We start from the raw sequence: 12,695 nt of genomic DNA on the forward strand, positions 1-12,695 counted from the left end.
TGGTGAGCCGGTTCGGCGCGCCGACCAGAATTCGGCGCGACGTCTTCCGGATTTAATGACTGGGTTCGGGAGCACTGATGCGATGAGAGACCTGTCGGCGGGTCCGCGCGTTCTTCTGAAGCGGCTGCGCGAATTAATGGCGGAGCCGCTCGATCCACAGGAGCGCCTTGACCGCATCGTCCGGCAGATCGCCAGCAACATGGTCGCCGAGGTGTGCTCGGTCTATGTGCTCCGCTCCGACGGCGTGCTCGAACTCTACGCGACCGAAGGCCTGAAGAAAGAGGCCGTCCACCTTTCGCAATTGAAGATGGGCCAGGGCCTGGTCGGCACCATCGCCGCCTCCGCCCAACCGCTCAACCTCTCCGATGCCCAGTCGCATCCGGCCTTCCGGTACCTGCCTGAGACGGGCGAGGAGATCTACCATTCCTTCCTCGGCGTGCCGATCCTGCGCGCCGGTCGCACTTTGGGCGTTCTCGTCGTCCAGAACAAGGCAAGTCGAAACTATCGCGAAGACGAAGTCGAAGCGATGGAAACCACCGCCATGGTGATTGCCGAGATGATCGCGACGGGAGAACTGAAGAAGATCACCCGGCCGGGGCTCGAACTCGACCTCACACGCGCCGTGACGATCGAAGCCGACGGCTACAACGAAGGCATCGGGCTCGGCCACGTGGTGCTGCATGAGCCGCGCATCGTCGTGACCAACCTCTTGAACGAGGACGCAGACAAGGAAATCCAGCGGCTTGCGGAAGCGCTCGGCTCGCTGCGCATCTCGATCGACGACATGCTGTCCCGCCGTGAGGTGGCGCAGGAGGGCGAGCATCGCGAGGTGCTCGAAACCTATCGTATGTTCGCCCATGACCAGGGCTGGGTCCGCCGGATGGAAGAGGCGATCCACAACGGACTGACGGCGGAAGCGGCCGTCGAGAAGGTGCAGAGTGATACCAAGGCGCGCATGATGCGCCTCACCGATCCCTATCTGCGCGAGCGGATGCACGATTTCGACGACCTCGCCAACCGGTTGCTCAGGCAGTTGACGGGCTTTTCCGGTCGTCTCACCGAAGAAGGCTTTCCGGTCGACGCGATCATCCTGGCGCGTGCCATGGGGGCCGCGGAGCTTCTGGACTACCCGCGCGAGCGGATGCGCGGCCTCGTGCTCGAAGACGGGGCGGTGACGAGCCATGTGGTGATCGTGGCGCGCGCCATGGGCATTCCGGTCGTGGGGCAGGCGGCGGGCGTCGTGGCGCTTGCCGAAAACGGCGATCCGATCATCATCGACGGCGACGACGGCCAGATTCATCTCAGGCCGATGTCGGACCTGCAGAAGGCGTACGAGGAAAAGGTACGGCTGAGAGCCCGCCGGCAGGAGCAATTCAAGGCTTTGCGCGCGGTCGAACCGCTCACCAAAGACGGCAAGCGGATCAGCCTGCAGATGAATGCCGGCCTGATGGTCGATCTGCCGCAGCTGGCGGAATCGGGGGCGGACGGCATCGGCCTCTTCCGTACCGAGCTGCAGTTCATGATCGCCTCCACCATGCCGAAGCTCGAAGAGCAGGAAAACTTCTATCGCAACGTGATGCGGCAGGCGGGCGGGCGTCCCGTTACCTTCCGCACGCTCGATATCGGCGGCGACAAGGTCGTTTCCTATTTCCGCAGCCATGAAGAGGAAAATCCGGCGCTCGGCTGGCGGGCGATCCGCCTTGCCCTGGACCGGCCGGGGCTTTTGCGCACCCAGCTTCGTGCGCTCCTCAGGGCTTCCACCGGCGGCGAACTCAGGATGATGGTGCCGATGGTGACCGAAGTCTCGGAGCTCCATGCGGTGCGTGATCTGCTGCAGAAGGAAGTGCAGCACCTTTCGAAATTCGGCTACAGCCTGCCGCGAAAGCTGCAGTTCGGCGCCATGCTCGAAGTGCCGGCGCTGATGTGGCAGCTCGACGAACTGATGGCGGAAGTGGATTTCGTTTCGGTCGGCTCGAACGACCTCTTTCAGTTCGCGATGGCGGCCGACCGCGGCAATGCAAGGGTTTCCGATCGGTTCGATCTGCTTGGAAAGCCGTTCTTGCGCATCCTTCGCGATATTGCGCGGGCCGGTGAGCGCAACCAGACGTCTGTGACGTTGTGTGGCGAAATGGCGGGCAAGCCGCTTTCCGCGATGGCACTGGTCGGGCTCGGTTACCGTTCTGTCTCGATGGCGGCGACCTCGATTGGTCCTGTCAAAGCCATGCTCCTGGCACTCGACGCAGATCAGTTGGCGGCCGAGCTGAACGCTGCGCTCGATGACACCAGATCGTCGGAGCCGATCCGCGAACTGCTTGTCCGGTTCGCCGAGGCTCACAATATTCCGGTTTGACGATTGAATGACGGATATTAGTCGAGCTATGTGCTCTCACCGTCATCCTCGGTCCACGGATCAAGTCCCGGGATGTCCCGAGGATCTATCCATGCCGACAGGTTAGCAGACACTCGGGACCTCCTCGGATAAAACCCGAGGACGAGGATAATGAACGGCATAGTTGGAGTTTTACAATTGGCGAAGCTTCCTGTTGAAAAGATGCGCGAACTGGAGCGCCGTTTCGGCGAGATCGAGGCGCGCATGTCGGAAGGTCCGGCTGCCGATGTCTATGTGAAGCTGGCGTCGGAATATTCCGAACTGCAGCCGGTCGTGCGCAAGATCCGCGAATATGAAAAGACGGTCGCGGAAGTTGCCGATCTTCGAACCATGCTGGCCGACAAGGCGACCGACCGGGAGATGCGCGAGCTGGCGGAAATCGAACTGCCGGATGCTGAAGCCCGGATAGAGGCGCTTGAAAAGGATATGCAAATCCTGCTTCTGCCAAAGGACGCAGCAGACGAAAAGAGCGCCATACTGGAAATCCGGGCCGGCACCGGCGGCAACGAGGCCGCGCTTTTCGCCGGCGACCTCTTCCGCATGTACGAGCGCTATGCCAGTACGCATGGCTGGAAGGTCGAGGTGCTTTCGGCCAGTGAAGGCGAAGCCGGCGGCTACAAGGAAATCATCGCGACGATCACCGGCCGCGGCGTGTTTTCCAAGCTGAAGTTCGAATCCGGCGTGCACCGGGTGCAGCGTGTGCCCGACACCGAGGCAAGCGGCCGCATCCACACGTCTGCGGCGACGGTGGCGGTTCTGCCGGAGGCGGAGGATATCGATGTCGAAATCCGCGCGGAAGATATCCGCATCGACACGATGCGCTCATCGGGCGCTGGCGGCCAGCATGTCAACACGACGGATTCGGCAGTGCGCATCACGCATCTGCCGACGGGCATCGTCGTCACCAGCTCGGAAAAATCGCAGCACCAGAACCGCGCCAAAGCGATGCAGGTGCTGCGTTCCCGGCTTTATGACATGGAGCGGCAAAAGGCCGACAGCGAACGCTCCGCCGACCGCAAGAGCCAAGTGGGGTCCGGCGACCGTTCGGAGCGCATCCGCACCTATAATTTTCCGCAGGGCCGGGTGACGGACCACCGCATCAACCTGACGCTCTACAAGCTCGACCGGATGATGGAGGGCGAGATCGACGAAGTGGTCGATGCGCTGATCGCCGATTACCAGGCCGGCCAGCTCGCACAGATCGGGGAACAACAGGGATGACGACGCTGTCCGCGGCGGTCACGGAGGCGAGAAACCGGTTTTCGGAAGCGGGCCTGTCGGACGCGGCGATCGAGGCAAGGCTTCTCATCGGCGGCCTGCTCAAGCTCACGAGCACAGAGGTCTTCACCGGCGGCGAGCGGGTGCTGACGGAGGATGAGCTCGCCCGGATATCAAATGCAGTCGAACGGCGCTTGAAACGGGAGCCCGTGCATCGCATATTAGGTTCACGGGAATTCCACGGGATGGATCTGCTGATTTCGAAAGAAACGCTGGAACCACGCCCGGACACTGAGATCCTGGTGGATTCGGTGCTTCCCTATATGAGGCAGATTGTCGCAGTCAAGGGCGAGGCACGCCTCCTGGATCTCGGCACCGGCACAGGCGCGATTATTCTGGCGCTGTTGAAGGAAAGTCCGGAGACGCAGGGAATCGGCAGCGATATTTCGGAAGATGCGTTGAAAACGGCGGCTGAAAACGCAGCGCGACTGGGATTGTCGGAGAGATTTGAGGCAATCCGAAGCGACTGGTTCGAGAACATTTCCGGGCGTTTCGACATAATCGTGTCAAATCCGCCCTATATACGGAGTGACGTTATCCCCGCACTGGAACCGGAAGTAAGGGATTTCGATCCTTCGGCGGCGTTGGACGGAGGGCCGGACGGGCTCGCTGCCTATCGCGCGATTGCCGCGGATGCTGGGAATTTTCTCGAAAAGGACGGCGTTATCGGCGTCGAAATCGGGTTCGATCAGAAGGAAACCGTGGCCGCGATTTTTCGCTCGGACGGCTTCGAGCTGGCACAGGCAAAACGTGACTACGGTGACAATGATCGTGTTCTCGTATTCACCGTGAAAGAGGCCTGATTTGCATAGTGAAGAAAAGGCTTGGATTTCCGGAGGAAGCGGGATAGCTTGCGAGCTACGCACTGGGACGGCTGGGAATGAACAGCGATTCGTTCGGGTTATAGGTCAACCCTTGATCCTGCTCTTTTCGAAGAGTTGCGAAGGTTGAGCAATTCCCGGTGCGTGATTCAGTTAATTTAACTTTCACAAGCGGCAGGACGCTTTGTTCGCCCTGTGCGCGGCACGCGAAGTCTTGTTCCGGCATGGTCCGGTATGGCCGCGTGGCCCCTTATCAGCGAAGACAGAGAATTGGTGAACGATAGATGAGGCCAGGACAGCAGAACAAACGCGGTCGAGGGCGCGGCAGTAACAATGGCGGCGGCAATTTCAACCGTAACAAGGGCGGCAATCCTCTCAGCAGGAGCTATGACAGTTCCGGCCCGGACGTGAAAATCCGCGGCACCGCCCAGCATATCGCCGAGAAATATTCAGCGCTTGCCCGCGATGCGCAGAGCGCCGGCGACCGGGTCATGGCCGAGAACTACCTGCAGCACGCAGAACATTATAACCGCATCATAGCCGCCGCCCAGGCGCAGATGCAGGATCGCTTTCATCGCGACGATCGAGCCGATCAGGACCGTGACGGCAGCATGCTGGATCAGGATGATCTGGAAGCCGGCGATACGGATGAACTCGGTTTCAGCCAGCAGCTGGTCGTCGACGAAGCTCCGGCACCGCAGCAACAGCAGCCGCGCCGCGAACAGCGCGACCAAGCCCAGGACCAGCAGCCGCGTGAGAACCGGCGCGACCGCGATCAGCGCCGCGATCGCCGGCAGGATCGGCAGGAACGTCGGGAGCAGCAGCCCGCAGTGGCCGAGCCGCAACCGACCGTCGTCGACGGTTCCGGTCCGCAACCCGTCATCGAAGGCACTCCCGCGGAAGTCGTGGTCGAACAGGCCGAACAGGTAGATGCCGCAGCCCCGGCGGAACGGGCTCCGCGCCGCCGGGCAGCGAGCCGCCCGCGTCGCCAGCCGCGCAAGAGCGCCGAGGATGGTGAAACCGCCAACGACGACACCCAGCCGGCACTTGCAGAAGCTGCCGGCGAGTAAGCTTCGACTGCAGAATTGCGCATTATCAAAAAACTCCGGCCGCAAGCCGGAGTTTTTTGCGTTTTGGAGGGCTCAGTAGGCGAGGGGAAGGAGTGCTTGCCATGTTCAGCGGTCAGTTCACCGCCGTCCGGAGTGGCTATCGCACGTCCCATGAAGCGTCCGGCCGCCACGAAACCACCGAAAGAGACGAGAGACAGAGGGCCACGAACACGATCAACGCATTGACCGCATGGGAATACTCCCATTGCAGCCTCAGCACCTGCCAATTTTCCGGCGCTGTTGTCCAGTTCTCGGTCGCCTGATTGGCCGGCAATGTCCAAAGAAGGAAAATTGCCAGCATGGCCACGAAACAAAGTGCAGCAAGTACCGCAAACCAGAATGGCCGTCGCTGCGAGCGGACCATGAAGGCCAGCACTGCGTTTGCAATCATGGCAGCCGGCCAAAGCGTTCCGAGAAACGCCCATCCGTCGTAGATGCCCTGGATGGAAAAATATTCGGCTCGAGCCAGCGCGATCTTGTTCGGCAAGGCGGCCAAATGCGCGCCCGACGGAATAAGTGCCAGTGCTGAAATGATAATCGCGAGAAACTGGACGCTCCTGATCGTCATCGATCTTCCCTCCTTCTGGCCAGAAGCCCGCGCTATTCAGGGGGCGGTCCGTTCCCCTAGACGCGAGACTGCGAAGGGAACTTCCACCCGAGAAACGGGCTAAAGGTTGCGATGTTCTTTCCGTGTCTCAAGATAGTGTCAAACTCCGGCTGTAACAGCGCCGGCTGCGATGCAGATCGCGATTCCAATGCCGGTATTTCCGCCGATTTGACCGAAGGCCGCTCCGAGCACCGCACCGCCAAATATTCCCCACGCGAGCTTGCTTGCCATTAATGCCATCTCTCTGCTGCTCTGGATCAATGGCGGGAATGCCGGATCGTTCCGAGGGGCTTTCCATTTTGGCCCGGACCTGCCGTCGGCCATTCCAGGGTTGCCTTCAGGCCGGATCAAAAGCTCCCGGCAGGTCCTTTAAATCCGCAAAATCGCTTACCATATCTCAATCCGAAGCCGGTTGTTGCCGGCCGGGCTCGCCTTTGAGGGAGCTCAATCTCAATCATCGGCTTGTGCCTTAAAGTAGGGCAGGTCGATCACTGGAGGTCAGAGAATGAACATCGAAAAATATTCCGAGCGAGTCCGCGGCTTCCTGCAGTCGGCGCAGACGCAGGCGCTTGCTGCCGGTAATCAGCAGTTCGCGCCCGAACACGTGTTGAAGGTTTTGCTTGACGACGACCAGGGCATGGCGTCTTCACTCATCGAGCGAGCCGGCGGCAGCGCCAAGGAAGCCCGCATCGCCAATGATGCCGCGCTTGCAAAGCTTCCGAAAGTTTCCGGCGGCGGCGGTGAAATCTATCTTTCCCAGCCCCTTGCCAAGGTTTTTGCAACGGCTGAAGACGCTGCCAAGAAAGCCGGCGACAGTTTTGTCACCGTCGAACGCCTGCTGCTCGCGCTTGCCATCGAGAGCTCGGCTTCGACGTCCGCGACCCTGAAGAAGGCAGGCGTTACCGCGCAAGGCCTTAACCAGGTCATCAATGATATCCGCAAGGGCCGCACAGCCGATAGCGCCAATGCGGAACAGGGGTTCGAGGCGCTGAAGAAATATGCGCGCGATCTCACCGCGGAAGCCCGCGACGGCAGGCTTGATCCGGTGATTGGCCGCGACGACGAGATCCGCCGCACGATCCAGGTCCTTTCCCGCCGCACCAAGAACAATCCGGTGCTGATCGGCGAGCCCGGCGTCGGCAAGACGGCGATTGCGGAGGGCCTTGCGCTCAGGATCGTCAACGGCGACGTTCCGGAGAGCCTCAAGGACAAGAAGCTGATGGCGCTAGACATGGGCGCGCTCATCGCCGGCGCGAAATATCGCGGCGAATTCGAGGAACGCCTGAAGAGCGTGCTGAACGAAGTCCAATCGGAAAACGGCGAGATCATCCTGTTCATCGACGAGATGCACACGCTGGTCGGCGCCGGCAAGTCCGAAGGCGCGATGGATGCCTCCAACCTTTTGAAGCCGGCACTTGCCCGCGGCGAGCTGCATTGCGTCGGGGCGACCACGCTCGACGAATACCGCAAGCATGTGGAAAAGGACGCCGCACTTGCCCGTCGCTTCCAGCCGGTCATGGTCGACGAGCCGACGGTTGAGGACACCATCTCGATCCTGCGCGGTCTCAAGGAGAAATACGAACAGCATCACAAGGTCCGCATCTCGGATTCGGCCCTGGTGGCGGCTGCGACGCTTTCCAACCGCTATATTACCGACAGGTTCCTGCCGGACAAGGCGATCGACCTGATGGACGAAGCCGCTTCGCGGCTTCGCATGCAGGTGGATTCGAAGCCCGAGGAGCTCGATGAGCTCGACCGGCGCATCATGCAGCTGAAGATCGAGCGCGAGGCCCTGAAGAAGGAAACCGACAGCGCCTCGGCAGACCGGTTGTCGCGTCTCGAAAGCGAAGTCACCTCGCTCGAGGAGCAGGCGGATGCGCTGACGGCCCGCTGGCAGGCTGAAAAGCAGAAGCTCGGCCTTGCCGCCGACCTCAAGAAGCAGCTCGACGAGGCCCGCAACGAACTGGCGACTGCCCAGCGCAAGGGGGAATACCAGCGTGCGGGAGAGCTGACCTACGGCGTGATCCCCGATCTGGAAAAGCGTCTCGTGGACGCCGAAGCTAAGGACGGCTCGACCAATGCCATGGTGCAGGAAGTCGTCACCCCGGACGCAATCGCCCATGTGGTTTCCCGCTGGACGGGCATTCCGGTCGACAAGATGCTGGAAGGCGAGCGCGAGAAATTGCTCAGGATGGAAGACGAACTGGCGAAGTCCGTCGTCGGTCAGGGCGATGCCGTGCAGGCGGTCTCGCGTGCGGTTCGCCGTTCGCGCGCCGGCCTGCAGGACCCGAATCGGCCGATCGGCTCGTTCATCTTCTTAGGCCCGACCGGTGTCGGCAAGACGGAGCTGACGAAGTCACTCGCCCGCTTTCTGTTCGACGACGAGACGGCGATGATCCGCATGGACATGTCGGAATACATGGAGAAGCACTCGGTCGCCCGGCTGATCGGTGCGCCTCCTGGTTATGTCGGCTATGACGAAGGCGGCGCGCTGACGGAGGCCGTCCGCCGCAAACCCTATCAGGTGGTGCTGTTCGACGAGATCGAGAAGGCGCATCCGGACGTGTTCAACGTCCTCCTGCAGGTGCTTGACGACGGGCGCCTGACGGACGGGCAGGGCCGCACGGTCGACTTCAAGAACACGATCATCATCATGACCTCGAACCTCGGCGCGGAATACCTTACCAATCTCCGCGAAGGCGAGGATGTGGACCAGGTCCGTGACCAGGTGATGGATGTGGTCAAGGCCTCGTTCCGTCCGGAATTCCTGAACCGCGTCGACGAGATCATCCTGTTCCATCGCCTGGCGCGCAGCGAGATGGGGGCGATCGTCGACATCCAGATGAAGCGGCTCGTCGCGCTTCTGGCGGAGCGCAAGATCACGATCGAGCTCGGCGAGGATGCCCGCGAATGGCTGGCCGACAAGGGTTACGACCCTGTGTATGGCGCCCGGCCGCTGAAGCGGGTGATCCAGAAATACGTGCAGGATCCGCTCGCCGAGCAGATCCTGGGCGGCTCAGTCCCGGACGGCTCGACTGTCGCGGTCAGCTCCGGATCCGACCGGCTGCTCTTCCGCGTCAAGCGGGAGGTCAGCGAGGCGGCGTAACCGCTTTCTCAAGGCCGCTCTTCGGGGCGGCCTTTTTCATTTGGGGATAGGGGGATGCGACGTGGCCGAGCCGCTTTTTCCATCGAAAATCAAACCGGGCGACAAGATCAGGTTCGTATCGCCGGCAAGTACGCCGGATCGCGACCTCATCCTGAGGCGGGCAGAGCGTCTGAGGGACATGGGCTTCGATGTCGATTTCGGCACCTATGCCTTTGCCGAATACGGTTTTTATGCCGGCACGCATGAGCATCGTCTATCCGATCTCAATCTGGCTCTGTCCGATCCGCAGGTACGGGCGATTTTCGCGACGCGTGGCGGTCGCGGTTCCTACAGAATAGCAGGTGATCTCGATTTCGATGCGGTCCGGCGCGACCCGAAGCCCATTCTGGGGTTCAGCGATATCACGGCCATCCACATGATGCTGATGCGGCGATGCGGTCTTATCGGTCTGCACGGCGCGCTTTATGGCGATGACGGCGGGCCGGGTCCCTCCAATACCGATATCCTGATGCGCTTCCTGATGGAGGCAGGCACGATCGTTTTCACGGCCCGCGACGATGAAGTCAGCGCGAAGACGACGACGTCAGGCCGGGCGCAGGGCCGGTTGATGGGTGGCAATCTCGAGACATTGGCGACGATGATCGGCTGGGGACTTCCTTCGTTCGACGGCGCGATCCTGCTGATCGAAGCAGTGGATTGCATGCCCGGGCTTACGGATCGTATGTTGACCCTGCTGATGAAATCGGGAGCCCTGGATGGAATTGCGGGCATAGCCGCCGGGCAATTCACGCTGGCGAACCGCGAGAAGGGCGAGGCGATCATCGCCATCGTCGACGAACATATCCGCGCGCTCGGCATTCCCGTATTAGGGGGGCTTCCGTTCGGCCACGGTAAAGGAGCGCTGACCACTCCTATCGGTGGCATGGCGGTCCTGGACGCTGATGCCCGCACGCTTACTGTCGATTATTGAGCAAATTTACCGGCTGGCGAGTTCATCGGATGGCTGGATGTCGAGCAACGCGTCGATGCGCTTGCGCTCTTCCTCGAAACGGGCGAGTGCCTTGTCCTTGAGCGAACTGCCGCCCGGCAGCCGCACCTTCATCGGGTCGACCTTCGTGCCGTTGACGATCAGTTCATAGTGAAGGTGGGAACCGGTGGACTGGCCGGTCGAGCCGACATAACCGATCACCTGGCCCTGCGTTATCTTTGCGCCTTCGCGAACTCCCGAAGCGATCGCGCTCTGGTGATTGTAGGAGGATTCGTAACCGTTGGCATGGCGGATGATCGTTTGGTTGCCGTAGCCGCCGGAATCCCAGCCGGCCTTTTCGACGGTGCCGTTGCCGGTCGCGATGATCGGGGTGCCGCGCGGCGCGGCCCAGTCGGTGCCGGTATGCATAAGGGCTCGCCCGAGGATCGGGTGGCCGCGCATGCCGAAGCCCGACGTCATGCGGCCGTTCGGAACCGGGTTGCGCAGCAGGAACTGCCGGATGCTCTTGCCGTTTTCGTCGAAATAGTCGATCGAGCCGTCGTCGGGATTCTGAAAACGATAGAAGCGGGTCGTGGTGTCGCCGAAGTGAGCGCTCACATAGAGCAATTCGGAATTCTTGTCCGCCTGGCCCTTTTCATCGGTGACCGAGAAGAACGCTTCGATGTTGTCCGACGGCTTCAACTGGGCCTGGAGGTCGGCATTGCTTGCGAGCAGTTTCACAAGCAGGCTCGTCATTTCCTTGCTCATGCCGTAAGAGAGAGCGGCACGATAGATACCATCATAGACACGCGGCAGTTCGCGGCTTGTGACGATCTGTGGCGGCTCTTCGCTGAAGGCGGAGGCGACGGCATCCAGCATCGGCGGCTCTTCGCCAGCGACGAAACGGCCATGATCGTCGATGGCAACCGTAACCTCATGCTTACCGCGTCGGTAGATGCTCGCGCGGACGACAAGAACCATGTCACCTTCCTGGATCACGCCGATGCGCAGCACATCGCCAGGACCAAGATCTGCTTCTCCGGTCTGTGATTGAAGATAACCGGAAATCTCCCGCGCCTTGCCCTCCGGGTAGCCGACTTCCATCATGGCCTGGGCGACGGTCTCCGCCTTGCGGATCGGGATGATGTCATCGGCATATTCGCGCGTGTGCGAGGTGATCGGCTCCGGCGCCGAAACCGAGATATTCTCTTCGACGATGCGCGCCGAGAGGCCGGCGGTGATGTCGAGGTCGCTGTTGTCGTCCTTGGATGAGAAGCGCTGAGGATCGACGTAGTAGAGAGCCGAAAGCTGGCTGTCGCCGTCTGTCAGTACCGAACCGTTGGAACGGACGTTCTCCTCCACTTCCTCCAGCGTCATGGCAGGCGCATAGGCATAGGTGCTGCCGCTACTGGGGAAAGGGATCGTCTGCAGGCTGACTTCCGACTCCACGTTGGAACCGTAGATGGTGCCGGCACGCGCGGCCGGCGGGGGCAGCGCCTCGCTGGACGAAAAGATCGTCAGCGGGTCGAAGGCCGGATAATCCTCCTGCGCCACGTGATTTGCGGCAAGGTTCATCTTCACATGCGCAAAAGGTTTGCGGCGGACGACTTCCTTGTTGCCTTCATTGACGACGGTGGAAACCTCCATGATCTTCCGGTCCGTCGGCATGGCGACGATGTTGCCGCCGAGCAGGCGTTTGCCGCGCGATGCGGTGTCTGAATCATCGTTCGGGATGGAGGCGGAAGCTTCGGCCGGGATGGCGAGCTGCTGGCGTCCGTCCAACGCCGCAAACAGCGCAACACCCATCAGGATCGAGGACGTGATGCCGGTCAGAAAGGTGCCGGAAAGCCAACGGAGGGAAATCTCACGGCGATCGGGAGCGCGACGGCCGTCGGCGAGGATCGGCGGTTCGTTGCCGAGCGAGCGGATCGTGCTGCGGGCCGTCATCATGCCAGTCTAAGCCAGTTCCCCTGATACTCGTTGTAACCGCGGGCAGGGTTCAATCTGCCCGTGGAACCTTGGGCCAAACATGTGCCCGTTTCAGCCTGGAGAGTCAAATCGGCATGGTTGCAAACGCGTGCAACCTTGAATCCGCCCTTCGAATCCCCATTTGAGCTTTGCTAACCATGAGATTGTGAATTTGTCGGGGCAGTTTTGAGGCACGGCGCGGAAGCCTGTTGTTTTCCGGCCTTGAAACGGGTTCCGATATCATCGGGGAAGCAGGTTTTCCGAGGAAATGCGGAAATTATCATTGTAAATCAAATGCATGTCGTTTTTCTCGGAAATTCCAGAATTGATGTGTTGACTTGTTCTTCTGTGTCCCTCTATAAGCCGTGTCACTGACGAGGGCGGCGGCGCTGCTGGCGACGAAGTCCTTTGTTCTGGAGAAATCCTTTAGCATTGGCGATTGCTGAATGT

Annotated in this window: 8 protein-coding genes; 6 read left to right on the plus strand and 2 right to left on the minus strand. The window is 60.9% G+C overall.

Annotated elements, in window-relative coordinates; genetic code table 11:
- Window positions 1–82: 82 nt before the first annotated feature.
- The 4 genes from ptsP (at window position 83) to J2046_RS17525 (ending at window position 5,558) form a co-directional block, all read left to right on the plus strand.
- Complete coding sequence (gene ptsP / locus J2046_RS17510; protein ID WP_210053955.1) at window positions 83–2,350, plus strand: phosphoenolpyruvate--protein phosphotransferase; 2,268 nt, start codon at window positions 83–85, stop codon at window positions 2,348–2,350.
- Window positions 2,351–2,527: 177 nt separating this feature from the next.
- Window positions 2,528–3,610, plus strand: a complete 1,083-nt coding sequence (gene prfA, locus J2046_RS17515; RefSeq protein WP_210053957.1) for a peptide chain release factor 1 — start codon at window positions 2,528–2,530, stop codon at window positions 3,608–3,610.
- Complete coding sequence (prmC, locus tag J2046_RS17520) at window positions 3,607–4,470, plus strand: peptide chain release factor N(5)-glutamine methyltransferase (RefSeq protein WP_210053959.1); 864 nt, start codon at window positions 3,607–3,609, stop codon at window positions 4,468–4,470. The genes prfA and prmC overlap by 4 nt, the downstream gene beginning before the upstream one ends.
- Window positions 4,471–4,772: 302 nt before the next feature.
- The gene (locus tag J2046_RS17525; RefSeq protein ID WP_210053962.1) at window positions 4,773–5,558 is read left to right on the plus strand and encodes a DUF4167 domain-containing protein; all 786 of its coding nucleotides are present in this window, start codon (window positions 4,773–4,775) and stop codon (window positions 5,556–5,558) included.
- Between the two features lie 136 nt (window positions 5,559–5,694).
- Here the strand turns inward: J2046_RS17525 and J2046_RS17530 are convergent, their stop codons facing one another.
- The gene (locus tag J2046_RS17530; protein WP_210053965.1) at window positions 5,695–6,165 is read right to left on the minus strand and encodes a DUF1772 domain-containing protein; all 471 of its coding nucleotides are present in this window, start codon (window positions 6,163–6,165) and stop codon (window positions 5,695–5,697) included.
- A gap of 544 nt (window positions 6,166–6,709) precedes the next feature.
- On the opposite strand from J2046_RS17530, the gene clpB reads away from it, so the two are divergent.
- Together clpB and J2046_RS17540 are read left to right on the plus strand one after the other, a co-directional pair.
- Window positions 6,710–9,310, plus strand: coding sequence for an ATP-dependent chaperone ClpB (clpB, locus tag J2046_RS17535; protein ID WP_210053967.1), 2,601 nt, complete (start codon window positions 6,710–6,712; stop codon window positions 9,308–9,310).
- A 61-nt stretch (window positions 9,311–9,371) separates the two neighbouring features.
- Window positions 9,372–10,280: a S66 peptidase family protein gene (locus J2046_RS17540; RefSeq protein ID WP_325169764.1), complete on the plus strand. Its 909-nt coding sequence runs from the start codon at window positions 9,372–9,374 to the stop codon at window positions 10,278–10,280.
- A 6-nt stretch (window positions 10,281–10,286) separates the two neighbouring features.
- Here the strand turns inward: J2046_RS17540 and J2046_RS17545 are convergent, their stop codons facing one another.
- Window positions 10,287–12,227, minus strand: a complete 1,941-nt coding sequence (locus J2046_RS17545; protein ID WP_210053971.1) for a M23 family metallopeptidase — start codon at window positions 12,225–12,227, stop codon at window positions 10,287–10,289.
- Window positions 12,228–12,695 lie beyond the last annotated feature (468 nt).

Source organism: Neorhizobium petrolearium, from assembly GCF_017873175.1.
Lineage (GTDB): Bacteria > Pseudomonadota > Alphaproteobacteria > Rhizobiales > Rhizobiaceae > Neorhizobium > Neorhizobium petrolearium.